At 73.0% G+C, this 15,552-nt stretch carries 13 protein-coding genes; 5 read left to right on the top strand and 8 right to left on the bottom strand.

Annotated elements, in window-relative coordinates; translation table 11 throughout:
* Window positions 1–51: 51 nt before the first annotated feature.
* Window positions 52–2,145, top strand: a complete 2,094-nt coding sequence (locus tag ABT057_RS03050) for a protein kinase domain-containing protein (RefSeq protein ID WP_352340661.1) — start codon at window positions 52–54, stop codon at window positions 2,143–2,145.
* A 27-nt stretch (window positions 2,146–2,172) separates the two neighbouring features.
* Here the strand turns inward: ABT057_RS03050 and ABT057_RS03055 are convergent, their stop codons facing one another.
* From ABT057_RS03055 to ABT057_RS03085, 7 genes are read right to left on the bottom strand one after another with little or no spacing between them, the layout of a single operon-like run.
* The gene (locus ABT057_RS03055) at window positions 2,173–3,288 is read right to left on the bottom strand and encodes an acyl-CoA dehydrogenase family protein (protein WP_352340662.1); all 1,116 of its coding nucleotides are present in this window, start codon (window positions 3,286–3,288) and stop codon (window positions 2,173–2,175) included.
* Entirely contained in the window at window positions 3,285–4,505 is a 1,221-nt protein-coding gene (locus ABT057_RS03060; RefSeq protein WP_352340663.1) for an acyl-CoA dehydrogenase family protein, read from the bottom strand. The genes ABT057_RS03055 and ABT057_RS03060 overlap by 4 nt, the downstream gene beginning before the upstream one ends.
* A 10-nt stretch (window positions 4,506–4,515) precedes the next feature.
* A complete protein-coding gene (locus tag ABT057_RS03065) occupies window positions 4,516–5,664 on the bottom strand; it encodes a thiolase family protein (RefSeq protein ID WP_352340664.1) in 1,149 nt (382 codons plus the stop codon).
* Complete coding sequence (locus ABT057_RS03070; RefSeq protein WP_352340665.1) at window positions 5,661–6,101, bottom strand: Zn-ribbon domain-containing OB-fold protein; 441 nt, start codon at window positions 6,099–6,101, stop codon at window positions 5,661–5,663. The genes ABT057_RS03065 and ABT057_RS03070 overlap by 4 nt, the downstream gene beginning before the upstream one ends.
* Before the next feature lies 1 nt (window position 6,102).
* Window positions 6,103–7,014, bottom strand: coding sequence for an SDR family oxidoreductase (locus ABT057_RS03075; protein WP_352340666.1), 912 nt, complete (start codon window positions 7,012–7,014; stop codon window positions 6,103–6,105).
* Window positions 7,015–7,016: 2 nt separating this feature from the next.
* Window positions 7,017–7,748, bottom strand: coding sequence for a hypothetical protein (locus ABT057_RS03080; RefSeq protein ID WP_352340667.1), 732 nt, complete (start codon window positions 7,746–7,748; stop codon window positions 7,017–7,019).
* Window positions 7,748–9,073: a phenylacetate--CoA ligase family protein gene (locus tag ABT057_RS03085; RefSeq protein ID WP_352340668.1), complete on the bottom strand. Its 1,326-nt coding sequence runs from the start codon at window positions 9,071–9,073 to the stop codon at window positions 7,748–7,750. Before ABT057_RS03085 ends, ABT057_RS03080 begins: the two co-directional genes overlap by 1 nt.
* Before the next feature lie 161 nt (window positions 9,074–9,234).
* Between ABT057_RS03085 and ABT057_RS03090 the strand changes: the two genes are divergently transcribed.
* Genes ABT057_RS03090 through ABT057_RS03105 form a run of 4 tightly spaced genes read left to right on the top strand, consistent with a single transcriptional unit; the run spans window position 9,235 to window position 14,293 of the window.
* Entirely contained in the window at window positions 9,235–10,314 is a 1,080-nt protein-coding gene (locus tag ABT057_RS03090; RefSeq protein ID WP_352340669.1) for an amidohydrolase family protein, read from the top strand.
* 22 nt (window positions 10,315–10,336) lie between these two features.
* A complete protein-coding gene (locus ABT057_RS03095; RefSeq protein WP_352340670.1) occupies window positions 10,337–12,787 on the top strand; it encodes a bifunctional acetate--CoA ligase family protein/GNAT family N-acetyltransferase in 2,451 nt (816 codons plus the stop codon).
* Window positions 12,784–13,758, top strand: a complete 975-nt coding sequence (locus ABT057_RS03100) for an LLM class flavin-dependent oxidoreductase (protein WP_352340671.1) — start codon at window positions 12,784–12,786, stop codon at window positions 13,756–13,758. Before ABT057_RS03095 ends, ABT057_RS03100 begins: the two co-directional genes overlap by 4 nt.
* Window positions 13,759–13,774: 16 nt before the next feature.
* Window positions 13,775–14,293 (top strand): PaaI family thioesterase, encoded by a 519-nt coding sequence (locus tag ABT057_RS03105; RefSeq protein WP_352340672.1) that lies wholly within the window; start codon window positions 13,775–13,777, stop codon window positions 14,291–14,293.
* On the opposite strand, the gene ABT057_RS03110 is transcribed toward ABT057_RS03105, so the two are convergent.
* Window positions 14,287–15,438 (bottom strand): acyl-CoA dehydrogenase family protein, encoded by a 1,152-nt coding sequence (locus tag ABT057_RS03110; protein WP_352340673.1) that lies wholly within the window; start codon window positions 15,436–15,438, stop codon window positions 14,287–14,289. The two genes, ABT057_RS03105 and ABT057_RS03110, sit on opposite strands and share 7 nt — an antisense overlap.
* Window positions 15,439–15,552 lie beyond the last annotated feature (114 nt).

Consider the following 15,552-nt stretch of genomic DNA (forward strand, 5'->3'; position numbering starts at 1 on the left):
CCGACAACAGCCGTGCACAGCACACATGTCACGCGAGAGACCGGATTCACCATGTCTGACCCTCACCACAGTCGGTCCCACGCGCTCGCCTACGCGGCGGCCGGCATGGAGCCGCCGCCTCCGGTCCCGCTGCGGAAGAGCGATCCCGAGCGGGTCGGGCCGTACGTTCTCGTGTCGGTGCTCGGCAGTGGCGGGATGGGGCGGGTCTTTCTGGGCCGCGACACCGAGGGCGGGCCCGGACCGGCCGCCGTCAAGGTGATCCGGCCCGAGTACGCGGAGGACCCGAAGTTCCGCAAGCGGTTCGAGCGGGAGGTCGGCGCGCTGGGCCGCGTCCAGGGGGCGCACACCGTGCGGCTGATGGGCAGCGGCACCGACGGGGACGTGCTGTGGGTGGCCACCGAGTACGTACCGGGGCCGACGCTCGAGGAGGCGGTGGAGCAGCGCGGGCCGATCGGCGCGGAGGCGGCCTGGCGGCTGATGGCCGACCTCGGCCGGGCGATCGAGGCGATGTGGCGGGCGGGGATCGTGCACCGCGATCTCAAGCCGTCCAACGTGATCCTGGCGGCCGACGGGGCCCGGGTCATCGACTTCGGGATCGTCCAGGCCGCAGACGGCACCTCCATCACCGGCACCGGCCAGAACGTGGGCACGATCGCGTTCATGTCCCCGGAGCAGGTGCGGGGCAAGGAGGTGACCGCCGCGTCCGACGTGTTCACCCTGGCCTCCACCCTGACGTACGCGGTCGCCGGGGAGGCGCCCTTCGGCGGGGGAACCGGCGTGGACGTGCTGCACCGGGTGGCCTTCGATCCGCCGCACGAGGACGTCCTCGCCAAGGTGGCGGCCGTCGACGCGGAGCTGGCCGCGTACGTACGCCTCTGTCTGCAGAAGGAACCCGAGCTGCGGCCGGCCCCGGACGCGGTGTTCAGGACGGCGATCGGGCACCAGCTGTCCGCGCCGGCCGACGGCCCGTCCCGGAACCGGCCGGCCGGGCCCGGTGGCACCACTGCGCCGGCCGATTCCGCCGCGCTCCCCGCGTCCGCTCCGCGGTCCGCCGACGCCCCGTTCTCCGCGTTCGCCCCGCTCGGCGCGTCCGCCGGCGGCGATGTGTCCTCGGCGCGGGACCGGGCGGCGCCGGCCGGTCCGCCCGCGCCTCCGGCCGGCACCGGCACGGCCTCCGCCCCGGCCGTCTCGCGCGGCCGCCGGCGCAGGAACATCCTGCTGGCGGCGGTCGTGGCGGCACTGGTCACCGCCGGGCTCACCGTGGCGCTGCTGGACCGGTCCGACACCCCGGTGGAAGCCGCGCCGGGCCCGGCACCCACCTCGGCCGGGACGCAGCCCCCGGCCCCGACGGCCGGCGCGTCGTCGCCGGATCCGACGCCTTCCGCTGCCACCGCCTCGGCGTCCGAAGCCACGTCGGCCAAGCCCTCCGCGAAGGCCTCCAAGGCTCCGCGGACGCTGGACCTCCGGGCCGCCGCCTGCCTCAAGGAGATCATCTCGGGGAACCACGGGGACTGCGTCGCCGCGCTGCAGTACCTGCTGTCGGGCTACGGCCTCGATGTCACGGTCGACGGAGAGTTCGGGGCGAAGACCCTCGCGGCGGTCAAGGTCTTCCAGACCGAGGCCGGGCTCACCGCCGACGGCAAGGTCGGCACGGAGACCAAGGCGATGCTGTACGGCAGCCCGGGCGGTGCCGTCCGCACCGGCACGCTCACCGTGACCGAGACGGTGAACGGGGCGGCGGTCGCGAGGTGCCTCGACGCCGACACCGGCACGGCGGGTCTCGCGCGGCAGACGGTGCAGATCTGGGAGTGCACGGGCGCCCCCCACCAGAAGTGGGCGCTGTACCCGGTGCCCGGCCGGCCCTCCCAGTACGTCGTCGTCAACCAGGGCGACCACCGCTGCCTGGACGCGGACGCGGCCGGCGTCGGACAGAACGGCCATGGGATCCAGGGCGTCCGGTGCAGCGGCCTTGCGGCGCAGCGCTGGAGCCTGGGCAACTCCGGTGCGCCCGGCGGCAAGACCCTGGTCAGCGTCCCGGACGGCTTCTGTCTGGACGCGGAGGCCTCCGGCTCCGGCCAGGACGGTCAGCGGGTGCAGGCGTGGAGCTGCGCGGGCAGCAGCAACCAGGCGTGGAACTGGCGCTGATCCGAGGCCGGTTCGGATGAGGCCGGTTCAGATGCCGAGGCGGTCGAGCAGTCGCTCGTGGTACAGCGCCGGTCCCCCGAAGAGCAGTTGCGAGGACTTGGCCCGCCGGAAGTAGAGGTGGGCCGGGTGCTCCCAGGTGAAGCCGATGCCGCCGTGGACCTGGATGTTCTCCGTGGCGGCGAAGGTGTACGCCCGTGAGCAGCAGGCATGGGCCACCGCGGCGGCGACGGGGAAGCCCGCGGAGCCCTCGGCGGCGAGCCGCGCCGCCTCCCGGGAGGCGGCCTCGGCCAGTTCGACCTGGACGAGCATGTCCGCGCACTTGTGCTTGACCGCCTGGAAGGAGCCGATCGGGCGACCGAACTGGTGGCGGGTGCGGGCGTACTCCGTGCTCGTCTCCAGGCACCGGCGGGCCCCGCCGGCCTGCTCGGCGGCGAGCGCCGTCGTGGCGAGGTCCAGGACCCGGGCCATGACGCGGCCGCCCGCCCCGTCCGCGCCGACGAGGGTCGCGGGCACGTCTTCGAGGGTCAGCCGGGCCATCGCCCGGGTGGCGTCCAGGGTTCGCATCGCCTCCGCGGTCACCCCCGGGGCCGTCCGGTCCACCGCGAACAGCGAGGGCCCGGCGACCGTGCGGGCGACGACGAGGATCAGGCCGGCCGTCGTACCGTCGACGACGAAGCACTTGCGCCCGCTCAGCTTCCAGCCGGTGTCCCCGTCCGGCACCGCCCGTGCGGAGATCAGCACGGGATCCCAGGAGCCGCCCTCCTCGGCGACGGCGAGGGTGGCGGTGGTGTGTCCGGCGGCGATCCCGGGCAGGTGGCGCGCGCAGGCCGCGCCGTCGCCGGAGGCCAGCAGTGCCTGGGCGGCCAGGACCGCGGTGGCGAAGAAGGGCGAGCAGAACAGGGCGCGGCCCATCTCCTCGAGGACGACGCCGAGTTCGACCGGTCCGAATCCGTCCCCGCCGTACTCCTCCGGGACGGCCAGGGCGGGCAGCCGCAGTTGGTCGGCGGCCTGTGCCCAGACGTCCGGGTCGAAGCGGGGTTCGCTCTCCATGAGCTTGCGGACCGCCTCCTCGGACGACTTCGCTTCCAGGAACTCCCGTACGGCAGAACGGAGTTCCCGCAGCCCGCTTTCGTCGTCGCTCATGCGCGTGCCTCCTTCGGCAGACCGAGGACCCGTTCCGCGAGGATGTTCTTCATGATCTCCTCGGTGCCGCCGAGGATGCGCAACGCCGGGGTGGCCAGCAGCAGTTCGGTCCAGGCGTAGGTGCCCCACTGCCCGGTGTCGGCGATGGCGCGCGGCCCGAGCACATCGGCCACGAAGTGGGCGGCCCGGGTGAGGTTCTGACCGTACATCAGTTTGGATACGGACATCTCGGGGCCGGGCGCCACCCCGCCGCGCAGCTTGCGCAGGGCACGGTTGTTGAGGTGTTCGGTGGCCATGGCGTCCACGAGGACCTCGGCGAGGCGGGCGCGCAGGGCGCGGTCGTCCCAGGTCCAGGTGGCGCGCATCAGCGCGGCGAGCCGGTCCGGGGACAGGGCCGCGGCGACCGGTCCGGCGCCCTCGCTGCCGACCGTGGCGCGCTCGTTCATCAGGGTGGTCAGGGCGACCGTCCAGCCGCCGTCGACCTCGCCGAGGCGGTGGTCGTCGGGGACGCGGACGTCGGTGAGGAAGACCTCGTTGAAGTCGGCGCCGCCGGTCATCTGCCGCAGCGGCCGGACCTCGACACCTGGGGTGTCCATGGGGACCAGGAAGGCGGTGATGCCTCGGTGCTTGGGCGCGTCGGGGTTCGTCCGGGTCAGGGCCAGGCCGATGCGGCTGTGCTGCGCGACGGAGGTCCACACCTTCTGCCCGTTCAGCACCCACCCTTCGCCCTCCCTCACGGCCCTGGTCGTCACGCTCGCCAGGTCGGACCCGGCGCCGGGCTCGCTGAACAGCTGACAGGCGATGGCGTCGCCGCGGTACATCGCGGGCAGCCAGCGTTCCTTGAGGTGGGGTCGGGCGTGGGCGAGGATCGTGGGGCCGATCATGCCCAGGCCGATCACGCTGAGGACGCCGGTGTCGGGGACGTCGTACTCGGACTCGACGGCGTCGTAGAGCAGGTCGTGGACCGGGGTCAGGCCGCGTCCGCCGTACTCGGGCGGGCCGGTGATCCAGCCGAAGCCGTTCTCGTGGCGGGTCCGCTGCCACGCCCGGGCCCGCCGCACCTGTTCCTGTTCCTCCTCCGGCGGAAGGCTGCTGAAGTACGCCATCGAGTCGTCGCCCTCGCCCCAGGTGAAGGCGGCGCGGTCGGGGGCCTTCGCCGCGTGCGCGTCGAGGAAGCGGCGTGCCTCGGCGGCGAAGTCCTGCATGTCCTGGTGCATCACGTGTCCCTCAGGTCGAGAGGATCGTCACCGCCGACACGCCCGGCGCGCCGTACAGGTGGGTGTAGCCGACGCGGGGTGTGCCGGGGATCTGGCGGGCCCCGGCCGTGCCGCGCAGTTGGAGGACGATCTCGTGGATCTGGCGCAGTCCGGACGCGCCGATCGGTTCGCCGTTGCCGAGAAGTCCGCCGTCGGTGTTGACCGGGAGCCGGCCGCCGATCCCGGTGGCGCCCTCGGCGACGAGCCGCTCCTGTTCGCCGTCCTTGCAGAGGCCGTTCTCCGCCATGTGGATGATCTCCGACCCGGCGTCGGTGTCCTGGAGCTGGGCGACGTCCACGTCCTCGGGGCCGATGCCGGCGAGTTCGCAGGCCGCCCTGGAGGCGTCCACCGTCGGGCTCTCGACGACGTCCCCGACGGGGAACGACGGGCTCTGCACCTCGAAGGCGCCGAGCCGGCGGCTGCGCAGGGCGGTGGAGCGGACCCGGACGGGTTTCCCGGTGTACTTGTGGGCCTGGTCGGCGCGGCACAGCACGAGCGCCGCGGCCCCCTCGTTGGGACCGCAGTACATGAACTGGCGCAGGGGGTGGTTGAGGACCGGGGAGGCGAGGATCTCCTCGACCGAGAGGGGTGTGCGGCGCCAGGCCTTGTCGTTGCCGGCCGCGTTGCCGAAGTTCTTGGCGGCGACGCGGGCGAGCGTCTCGTGGGAGATGCCGTGGTCGTGCATATAGCGGTTGATCTTCATGCCGAAGAAGTGGGTGGTGAGGAAGAGCCCGGTCCGCCCGTACCAGGAGGGGATGCCGGCCACGGACGGGTCGGCGGCGAACGCGCCGCGCGGGTGCTTGTCCAGGCCGATCGCGATGGTCAGGTCGTGCTCGCCGGTCTCGATGGCACGGGCGGCCAGCGCCACCGCCGTGCCGGCCGTGGCGCAGCCGTTGAACACTCCGCGCAGCGGTACGCCGGTCAGGCCGAGCCGGGCGACGATGGCGTCCGGGTTGGCGACCTCGTAGCTGCCGATGTAACCGCCCTGGATCCGCGGCCAGTCGACGCCGGCGTCGGCGAGCGCGAGGCGTACCGCGTCGGCGCCCATGTCGAGCGCGGGCTTGCCGGGGAACCGGCCGAAGGGGTGGAGGCCCACCCCGATGATGACGGCCTCGGTCACTGTCCCTCCTCCTGCTGGTCTTCCGGCGCGAACGCGAACGTCATGACTTCCGTGCCGTCCTCGCGCACGGTGTACGGCACGAGGGTCAGCCGCATGGCCTGCCCGATGCGCAGTTTCCGCGGATCGGGTTCGGTGAGCCGGGCCTCCACCAGCAGTTCGCCGGGGAGTTCGACGTATCCGACCGCGTAGGGCTCGAAGGCCTCGGGGCCGTCGTACGGCGGGGAGGGCGGGCGGAAGTCCTGGGTGGTGTACGTCCACAGCGTGCCGCGGTCCGCCAGCAGCCGTTCCTTCGGCTGGGCGCTCGCGCACCGGACGCAGACCGGGGCGGCCGGGAAGCTCACCAGACCGCAGTCCGCGCACTCGGAGCCGATGAGCCTGAGCGGGGCGGGTGGCGAGGTGAACAGGCCTTCGGCCACCGGGAGTTGTGGTGTGGTCATCTCACGCTCCGTTCCGGTTGCCCAGGGCGTCGGCGTTCGGCGCGGCCTTGGCGACCAGGTTCGGGACGACCGAGGAGAGTTCCTCCGGCGTCCAGCGGGACCCGGCCCCCGCGCCGGGGCCGTTGACCCAGCCCTCCAGGACCGTGATCCGGTTGCCGACCACGCCGAAGACACGGCCGGTGACCTCGCGTGAGGCGGCCGAGCCGAGCCAGACGACGAGCGGGGAGATGGCCTCGGGGGTGAGGTCCTGGTCCTCGGCGGCCCGCCGCATCATCTCGATGTCCTCGGTGAGCCGGGTGAGCGCGGTGGGCGCGATGGCGTTCACCGTGACGCCGTAGCGGGCGAGTTCGGCGGCCGCGATGACGGTGAGGCTCGCGATGCCGGCCTTGGCGGCACCGTAGTTGGACTGGCCGGGGTTGCCGAAGAGTCCGGACGGGGAGGTGGTGTTGATCACCCGGGCGTCGTTGCCGTGACCGGCCTTGGCGCGCTCGCGCCAGTACCCGGCCGCGTGGTGCAGGGTGGCGAAGCCGCCCTTGAGGTGGACGGCGAGCACACCGTCCCAGTCCTGCTCGGTCATCGACACGATCATCCGGTCGCGCAGGATGCCGGCGTTGTTGACCAGGACGTCCAGACCGCCGTAGGTGTCCACGGCCTGCCGGACCAGCCGGCCGGCGCCGTCCCAGGCGGAGATGTCGTCCGTGTTGGCGACGGCCTCGCCGCCGGCCGCGAGGATCTCGTCCACCACGGCCTGGGCGGGGCCCGCCGAGGCGCCTTTGCCGTCGCGCGCGCCGCCCAGGTCGTTGACCACGACCTTCGCGCCGTGCGCGGCGAACGCCAGGGCGTGTGCCCGGCCGATCCCGTTGCCGGCCCCGGTGACGACCACGACCCGGCCGTCGACCACTCCTTCGGACATTCTCAACTCCTCGATGATGACGGCCGGCCGGCCTCGGCGAGCAGGACCCTCGGGTCGTCGCTGCCGCAGGCGCACCGGCCGGTGACGACCCGGCCGGGGATGCCGAGCGGGGTCGGTGGCAGTACCGAGGCGCGGCCCTCGCCCGCCGCCACGGACAGCTGTCCGTCCCGCTCGTCGACCCGCCATTCGGCCGCGTTGACATGGGCGCCGCGGCGCTCGGGGCACTCCAGGGCGAGGGCCGGTCCCAGGGCGGAGATCAGACAGGCGGCGATGCCGACCCCGTTCAGCAGCGGCAGGGCGGCGGGCCGGGCCAGCACGACCGGGGTCGGCCGGAACATCTCGCCGATGTCGGCGGATCCGGCCAGCCCTTCCAGGGTCTCGGCCGACAGGCCGATCACCGCATGCGGGGTCAGTTCGCGGTGGAAGACCGCGGTGCGGCGGTGGTCCCAGCCCATCGCCTCCGCGATGCCGTACGTCACCTTCAGCGTGCGCAGGGCGCCGATGACCGTGTGGCCCCAGAAGCCCTCGAAGCCTGAGGTGGTGAGCAGGGCCCGCTGCCCGGCGGCGAGGCCGTGCTCGCGCAGCCGTGCGGTGGCCCACTCGGTGTCCCGGGCGAGTTCCGCCCAGGTCAGGTCCGTCTCCCCGATGCCTGCGGCGGTGGGGAAGCGCACGAGGTAGGCGAGTTCGGGCCGCTGCAGCGTCCTGGCCCGGGCGAGAGTGTCGGCGCGGGCCATCAGCTCTTCACCACCCGGGGGAACTTGGCGACACTGGTCATGGTCTTCAACAGGTCCTCCTCGGTGCGCAGGTCCAGCACCGGCTTGACTCCGGTCCGCTCGCGCACGGCCTCGCCCAGCCGGCCCGCGAGGGCGTCGACGTCGCCGGTGAGCGCGGGGTCGTAGCCGACGCGCAGCCGCAGTTCGTCGACCTCGCGGCGGTCCCGGACGATCTGGAACACCCCCGCCACGGTCTCCGGCTGGTCCTCCACCGCCTGCCAGACGTCGCGCAGGACGACGGAGCGGCCCCGCACGACCGTCTCGTCGCCGCGCCGGCCGGCCACCCACATCCGGGCATGGGTGCGGCCGCAGCCGCAGGTGTCGCCCGAGAGGCGCACGAGGTCCTCGCTGCGGTAGCGGATCAGCGGCGCCGCCCGGTTGTCCAGGTCGGTGGCGACCAGTTCCCCGAGGTCGCCCTCGGGGGTGTCGTGCCGGCCGCCGTCCTGGCCGACGTCGACGCACTCGGCGAAGACGGTGTCCTCCCAGAGGTGGAAGCCGTCGTGCTCGCGGCACTCCCAGGCGGTGCCGGTGTCGGCGGCGCTGGTGTACTCGTAGACGTCGATGCCCCAGTCGTCGCGGATCCGCTCGCGCATCCGCCGGCTGAGGGGCTGGCCCGCGCAGGAGGCGCCCTTGAGGGAGGAGAACGCCTCCTTCAGGTCCGTGTGCTCGGCCAGGTGCTCCAGCTCCACCATCTGCGGGTACATCATCTGCAGATAGGCGGGGCGGTAGGTGCGCAGGGCCTCGACGACCTCGGGCATGTTCCCCATCCAGGTGTCCACCTCGATGACCACGGCGCCCAGCGCCTGGAAGCCGGGGTCCATGAGGTTGCGGAAGGTGCCGGGCGGGCTGAGCACCCGGTCGCCCGGTCTGAGGCCGAGCTCCCACAGGTCACGGACCTGCGCGGTCACCAGGGGCGGGGCGTCCTGCCAGATCTCGGCGAAGAACTCCGGGTCGCCGGTGGTGCCGGAGCTGGAGGAGACCGAGGTCAGCTCCTCCACCGGCACGCACAGCAGTCCGCCGAAGGGGTCGCCGGTGCGGGCCCGGTGGGCGCGCACCATGTCCTTGGTGATGAAGGGGATCCGTGCCCGGAAGTCCGCCAGTGAGCGGATCTCGCGCGGGTGCACTCCGTGCGCGTCCCACAGCTCCCGGTAGAAGGCGGAGCGGCCGTAGGCGTAGTCGACGAGTTCCAGGACCCGCTCCTCCTGCAGCGCCCGCAACTCGGCGCGCGGCATGGTCTCCACCTGTGGCTCGAAGTACCTGTCACCGGTGTCCCGGTCACCGACCATGACGCCTCCTCGCGGCTCAGCTGCCCAGATCTTGCAGCCATCAGCGCAATCAGTCAACCAATTGGACTGATTAAAAGAGCGGCGTCCACCCAGCCTTCCCTTCCGCCCCCCAAACAACTAAAATCGCTAACTGATTGCATCCATTGACCCGAAGGGGCGTCATGACGAAGATCTGGGTCAACTCCGGGGACTCCCATGTGATGGAACCCGCCGACGTGTGGACCGAGCGGCTGCCCGCACGGCTGGGGGCCCGCGCCCCGCGCAGCGAGCGCGGCGAGAAGTACGAGGTGCTCTACATCGACGGCGAGCGCATCGACCGTCAGCTCGGCGACTTCATGGACGCCATGCGTCCGCCGGGCGCCTGGGACCTGAACGTCCGGCTCGAGGATCTCGACCAGGAGGGGGTGTGGGGCCAACTGGCCTTTCCCTCCATGGGGTTCTGGCTGGTGTCGATCACCGACCGGGAACTGGCGAGGGAGACCGTGCGCGCCTGGAACGACTGGGCGCACGAGGAGATCCTGAAGCGGAACAAGCGGGTCATCACCACCGCGTGCGTCTCCACGGCCGACATCGGCGACGCGGTCGCCGAGGTGGAGCGGGTCGCGGAACTCGGCTTCCAGGCGATCTTCCTGCCGTGTTCGACAAGGCCGGGCGAGGAGTACGCGCTCGACCGCTGGGAACCGCTGTGGACCGCGGTCGAGCGGGCCGGCCTGGTGCTGGGCTTCCACATCGGCACGGGCGGGGAGAACGTCGTCTTCCGCGGGCCCGGAGGCGCGGTCGTCAACTACATGGAGACGACCTACCCGGGCATGCGGGTGGTGTCGCACATGGTCGCGGGCGGCGCCCTCGACCGCCACCCCGACCTCCGGATCCTCATCGCGGAGGGCGGCGCGGGCTGGATGCCGGCCATCGGCGACCGGATGGACGAGGCGTACCGCCAGCACGGCATGTTCGTACGGCCGAAGCTCAGCCGGCTGCCCAGCGAGATCATCAGGCAGCAGGTGTACGCCTCCTTCCAGCACGACCGCAGCTCGGTGGAGATCGTCGAGGCGACCGGCTACCGCAACGTCATGTGGGGTGACGACTACCCCCACCTCGAGGGGACGTACGGGCACACCCAGGCCACGCTGCACGACCTGTTCGACGGTGTGCCGGACGACGTCCGCGAGCGGGTCACCCGCGGCACCTTCAACGAGCTCTTCCGGCTGCCGGAGCAGACCGCACGAGAGGCGGCGGTCTGATCCGCGCGGACGGCGCAGCACCGTGACCACTCCCCCGTATCCCGAGGGCCTCGACCGCCGGGACCTCTATCCGGAGGACCTGGAACGGCCCGGGCTCGTCAGGACCGGCCGGTCGACCTTCGTACGGCCCATCCGGCCCGAGGACGCCGACCGGCTGGTCGCCTTCGTCGGCGGCCTGTCCCGGGCCACCCTGGCCTACCGGTCCCTCGGCCCGGTGGTCCGGGCCCGCGACGACGTCATCCGGCGCGGCGCGCACGTGGACTACCTCGACGAGCTGGCGCTCGTCGCGCTGGCCGGCGACGAGATAGCCGGTCTGGTGCGCTACGTACGCGACGCCGGGGATCCCGAGCGCGCCGAGGTCACCTTCACCATCCGCGACGACCACCAGAGCGAGGGCTTCGGCAGGCTGCTCCTGGAGCACATCGCCGCCGCCGCGCGCGCCCGCGGCATCCGGGTGCTGGAGGCCGACGTCCTCGCCGACAACAGCCGGATGATCAACGTGTTCCTCGGCTCCGGCCACCGGGTCGAGACCGGGCCGCCCGGCCAGATCCTCCACTTCGAGATCGCCGTCGACCCGCAGGCGCCGGCGGTCGCCCGGGCCGAGCGCCGTGAGCAGACGGCCGTACGGCGGTCCCTGCGGCCGCTGCTCGAACCGCGGTCGGTCGCCGTGATCGGGGCCAACCGCGAACCGCTGACCATCGGTCACGAGATCGTGGCCAACCTGCTGCGGGGCGGCTTCGAGGGCGCTGTCCTGCCGGTCAACCCGCGGGCGGAGCGGATCGCCGGGGTGCAGGCGTACGGCAGCGTCCGGGACCTTCCCGGGCCGCCGGACCTGGCCGTGGTGGCGGTGCGGGCCGAGGCGGTGCCGGACGTCGTACGGCAGTGTGCGGAGGTGGGCGCCAAGGCGGTGGTCGTCGTCTCGACGGGCTTCGGGGAGGCGGGCGCCGAGGGACGGGCGAGGGAACGGGAGCTGGCCCGCTTCGCCCGGGCCTCCGGGATGCGGCTGGTGGGCCCGAACTGCATGGGCGTGGTCAACACGACGGCCGCGGCCCGGCTGGCCGCGACCTTCTCGCCCGCGTTGCCGGCGCCCGGCCGGGTCGCCATGTCCAGCCAGTCCGGGCCGCTCGGCCTCGCGGTGCTCGACTTCGCGCGGCGGCTGCGGCTCGGGTTCTCCGGCTTCGTGTCGGTGGGCCACGCCGTGGACGTCTCCACCGACGAGCTCCTGCAGTGGTGGGAGGGGGACGCGGGGACCTCGGTGATCCTGCTGCACGTCGAGACGTTCGGCGATCCGCGCCGGTTCGCGCGGGTCGCCCGGCGCATCGCGCCGCGCAAACCGATCGTCGCGGTGCATCCCGGCCCCGCGGACTCGGCGGCCGGCTCGCTGTTCGCGCAGTCCGGCGTGATCCGCACCCGCGGTCTCCAGGAGCTGTTCGACGTGGCGCTGCTGCTCGCCCACCAGCCCCCGCCGCCCGGCGACCGGGTCGCCGTGATCACCAACGCGGGCGGGCCCGCCGCGCTGACGGTCGGGGCGTGCGAGGCGAGCGGTCTGCGGGTGCCCGCGCTCGGCGAAGCCACCCGGCGGACGCTGCGCTCGGCCCTCGCGCCGCACGCCGAGGTCTCCAATCCGGTCGACCTGACCCCGACGGCCACCGCCGCGCACTACCGCCGGGCGCTGGACGCGGTCCTGGACGACGACGGCATCGACGCGGCCGTCGTCCTGTTCATGCCGCCGCTGGCGGACAAGCCGGACGAGGTGGCGGCGGCGATCCTCGACGCGGCGGCGGGCCGGCCCGAGAAGCCGGTCGTCACCAGTTTCCTGGGCGGCGCGGGCGTGGCCGATCTGCTGCACCGGGGCGACCTGGTCGTGCCGACCTACACGTTCCCCGAGGCGGCGGCCGCCTCGCTCGGGCACGCGGCCGCCTACCAGGCCTGGCGCAGCACCCCCGCCGGCGTCGTACCGGACCTCGCGGGGGCCGACGCCGAGCGCGCCCGGTCGCTGCTCGCGCGCCGCGCCCCGGGCCCGGTCCCCGCGGCGGTCGCCGCCGAGGTGCTGGCCGCGTACGGGATCGCCGTCCGCGCTGCCGGTACGGGACCCGGCCCCGACGCGTTCCTCTCCGTGGACGCGGATCCGGTGTTCGGGCCGGTGCTCTCCTTCGGGCTGACCGGGGACTACGCCGACCTCATGGCGGACGTGGCGCACCGGGTCACGCCGCTCAGCGACCGCGACGCCCGGGAGATGATCCGCTCACTGCGGGCGGCCCCGCTGCTCGACGGCCGCGCGGGCGGCCCGGGCGTGGACCTCACCGCTCTGGAGGAGACCGTCCTGCGGGTCTCGGCCCTGGTCGAGGACGTCCCCGCGATCGAGGCACTGCATCTGCGCCCGGTGCGGCTGCTGCCGCCCGGCGACGGGGTCGTCGTCGCGCACGCGACGCTCCGGCTCACGGACAACCCGACAGGAGGAACCCCCTCATGAAGGTGGGCATCTACTTCGACCTGCGCAACCCTCCGCCGTGGCGCCAGAGTTGGTCGCGGGTGTACGGCTTCGCCCTGGAGATGTGCGAGGAGGCCGACCGGCTGGGCCTGGACTCCGTCTGGTTCTCCGAACACCACGGCTTCGAGGACGGATACCTCCCGCAGCCGCTCACCATGGCCGCCGCGGCCGCCGCCCGCACCCGGCGGGTGCGCCTGGGCACCGCGGTCCTCCCGGCGCCGCTGCACGCGGCCCCCGAGATCGCCGAGCAGGCCGCGATCGTGGACATCATCAGCGGCGGCCGCCTCGACCTCGGTCTCGGCACCGGTTACCGCGTGCCCGAGTACCGGTTGTTCGGGGCGGACCTCGCCAAGCGCTACACCACCACCGACCAGCGGGTCCGGGAGATCCGCGACCTGTGGGCGCGGTCCGCGGTCACCCCCGGCCCGGTCCAGGACCCGCTGCCGATCTGGCTCGGCTACCAGGGCCCCCAGGGCGCCCGGCGGGCCGGCCGGCTCGGCACCGGGCTGCTGTCGCTGAACCCGGCGCTGCTGACGCCGTACCGGGAGGGCCTCGCCGAGGGCGGGCACGACGCGGCGGCGGCCCGGATGCAGGGCTCGTTCACGACGTTCGTCACGGAGGACCCGGACGGCGACTGGCCGGTGGTCCGCAAGCACCTGTCCTACCAGTGGGACAGCTACCGCCGGTACATGGTGGAGGGGACCGACCAGCCGGCCCCCCGCCCCATCGATCCGGAGAAGTGGCGGCAGACCGGCCTGCGCGCGAGTGGAGTCGGTCAGTTCCTCTACGGCACCCCGCAGGAGACCGCCGACGCCGTCAAGGCGTACGTCGCGGGCCTGCCCGTCGAGGGGGTGTTCCTGTGGGCCTCGCTGGCCGGAATGCCGGAGGAGATGGTGGCCCGGCAGGTACAGCTGATCGCCGGCAAGCTGCGCCCGCTGCTTGCCGATGTCTGACACGAGGAGAGGCGGCATGGTGACGACGACGGACGGCCACTGGGCGGGGGCGGACTTCCAGGAGCCGCCCCGCACCCCGGGCGGGGTGGCGCTGTGCGGCGCCTGCCGGGTCGCGGGTGCCTGCCGGCTCGGGGTGGCGGGCGAGCGGCTGGACGAGGACGGTGCGGCGTGGTTCGGGCTCACCTGCCCCCGCGACCAGGAGGGCGGTCCCAATGTGGCGCACGGCGGCTGGACGGCCGCCGTCCTCGATGACTGCCTCGGCCATCTCCCGCTGCTGCACCGGGTGTTGAGCGTGACGGCGGAACTGAGCGTGAGCTTCGTGAAACCGGTGCCGGTGGAGCGGCCGCTCGAGGTGCGGGCCTGGGTCGAGCGGCGGGAGGGCCGGCGCTGGTACATCGCGGGCGAGATGGTGCTGCTGCCGAACCGGGCCGTACTGGCCCGGGCCTCGGGGATCTGGGTGACCCGCGACCCGGGCCACTTCGCGCGGCACGAGGAGTGGCTGGCCGCCCAGGAAGGGCGGGGTGAGGATCAGTAGGAGCGCAGCCCCATGCTGCGGGCGATGCCGTTGCGCTGGATCTGGCTCGTCCCGCCGGAGATGGTGGCGACGATCGACTCCCGGTAGCGGAAGCTCATCATGCTCTCCGTGGAGAAGCCGTGCCCCGCGCAGACCTGCATTCCGAGCCGGGCGGCCGCCACATAGGTCTCCGACCCCTTCAGCTTGGCCATCGAGCCCTCGCGGGTGCAGGGCTTGCCCTGGGCCAGCAGCCAGGCGGCGCGGTAGGCGAGCAGCCGGGCGGAGTCGATCTCGGTCTGCAGGTCGGCCATGGCGTGGGCGAGCGACTGGAAGTTGCCGATCGGCCGGCCGAAGGCGTGCCGGGCGCGGGCGTACTCGAGCATCTCGTCGAGCGTGGCCTGCGCGGCGCCCAGATAGCCGCCGCTGATGATGACCTTCTCCAGTTCGATGTTGGAGAGCATGACCTTCCAGCCCTCGTCGCGCGGCCCGACGAGGTTCTCCTTCGCCACCAGCACGTCGTTGAAGAAGATCTCGTTGGTGCCCAGGATGTGCCGGGCCAGGGTCGGGGTGCGGCGCACTTCGACGCCTTCCGTGGCGGGGTCGACGAGCAGCAGGCTGATCCCGCCGTGCTTGGGCTCGCGGGGCCCGGTGCGCACATAGGTCGCGATGGTGGTGTCGGGCAGTCCGCCGCCCGTGCACCACGCCTTCTGGCCGCGGACGAGGAAGTGGTCCCCGTGATCCTGGGCGGTGGTGCGCAGCGCCGCCGCGTCGGACCCGCTGTCCGGCTCGCTGAGACCGACGGCGAGCCGGTGGCGCCCGGTCATCACCTGCTCGCGGATGAAGTCCCGCTGTGTCTCGCTGCCCCACCGGAACACGGTGATCCCGGGGATGAGCACCCCGATGTAGCACATGGCGACGTCGAAACTTGCCCGTCCCAACTCCTCGGCGATCAGGATGAGTTCGAGCGGCCCGCCGCCGTCGCCGCCCTCTTCCTCGCTGAACGGGAGGGCGAACCAGCCCAGATCGGCCATGCCCCGGAACAACTCGGGCGGTACGACGCTCTCCTCGTCCCAACGCTTCGCCCGCTCGGCCGGGCACACGTCGGCGACGAACTGCCGTGCCGTCGCGCGCAACAGGTCCTGCTCGTCGGTCAGCCCGAAGTCCACGGCCACTCCTCGCCACCATTGGACAAATCATCTATCTAATTATTCTATGTTAGCGGATGGAGGGGCAGTGGGGACAGTGGCGGTCGTTCCGTCGACGTCGCGGTCTCGTGGGCC

This window comes from Streptomyces sp. NPDC002588 (assembly GCF_040295925.1).
In the GTDB taxonomy this organism is placed as follows: domain Bacteria; phylum Actinomycetota; class Actinomycetes; order Streptomycetales; family Streptomycetaceae; genus Streptomyces.

Excerpts from the sequence above, each read along its gene's own strand:
- ABT057_RS03100 (WP_352340671.1), top strand. The coding sequence starts at position 12,784 with ATGAAGGTGGGCATCTACTTCGACCTGCGCAACCCTCCGCCGTGGCGC.
- ABT057_RS03055 (WP_352340662.1), bottom strand. The coding sequence starts at position 3,288 with ATGAGCGACGACGAAAGCGGGCTGCGGGAACTCCGTTCTGCCGTACGG.
- ABT057_RS03085 (WP_352340668.1), bottom strand. The coding sequence starts at position 9,073 with ATGGTCGGTGACCGGGACACCGGTGACAGGTACTTCGAGCCACAGGTG.
- ABT057_RS03090 (WP_352340669.1), top strand. The coding sequence starts at position 9,235 with ATGACGAAGATCTGGGTCAACTCCGGGGACTCCCATGTGATGGAACCC.
- ABT057_RS03105 (WP_352340672.1), top strand. The coding sequence starts at position 13,775 with ATGGTGACGACGACGGACGGCCACTGGGCGGGGGCGGACTTCCAGGAG.
- ABT057_RS03080 (WP_352340667.1), bottom strand. The coding sequence starts at position 7,748 with ATGGCCCGCGCCGACACTCTCGCCCGGGCCAGGACGCTGCAGCGGCCC.
- ABT057_RS03060 (WP_352340663.1), bottom strand. The coding sequence starts at position 4,505 with ATGCACCAGGACATGCAGGACTTCGCCGCCGAGGCACGCCGCTTCCTC.
- ABT057_RS03070 (WP_352340665.1), bottom strand. The coding sequence starts at position 6,101 with ATGACCACACCACAACTCCCGGTGGCCGAAGGCCTGTTCACCTCGCCA.
- ABT057_RS03075 (WP_352340666.1), bottom strand. The coding sequence starts at position 7,014 with ATGTCCGAAGGAGTGGTCGACGGCCGGGTCGTGGTCGTCACCGGGGCC.
- ABT057_RS03050 (WP_352340661.1), top strand. The coding sequence starts at position 52 with ATGTCTGACCCTCACCACAGTCGGTCCCACGCGCTCGCCTACGCGGCG.